The organism is Chitinophaga agrisoli, assembly GCF_008386695.1.
Taxonomy (GTDB): domain Bacteria; phylum Bacteroidota; class Bacteroidia; order Chitinophagales; family Chitinophagaceae; genus Chitinophaga; species Chitinophaga agrisoli.
On sequence record NZ_VUOC01000036.1, the window covers coordinates 1 to 313 of the forward strand.

The 313-nt window shown below is 38.3% G+C and carries 1 protein-coding gene; it reads left to right on the forward strand.

Going from position 1 to position 313, the window contains the following annotated elements; genetic code table 11:
* A partial coding sequence (locus F0L74_RS34535; protein ID WP_149842217.1) for a chitin binding peritrophin-A domain-containing protein occupies window positions 1-313 on the forward strand: 313 nt, incomplete at both ends.

Consider the following 313-nt stretch of genomic DNA (forward strand, 5'->3'; position numbering starts at 1 on the left):
AAGACCTTCTTTATGATCCACATTTAGAAAGATGCGAATGGCCTGGTACTGTTGAATGTGGAGATAGAATAATTCCTGATAAGAGTGATGATCTTAACTTTTGTATTACAATAGAACCGAATGATGTTAACAACAACACCAACACTAGCCCCAGTGAAGTAAAAGCTATTTGTGCAAGAGGTAATTCAGAAGGCACGTTCATTCCTCATGAAAATTGCAATCAATTCTATACGTGCTCCAATGCTATTCCCGTTACTTTGACTTGTCCGAGCACTCTACTCTATAACTTGCTTACCGAAAAATGTGATTGGCC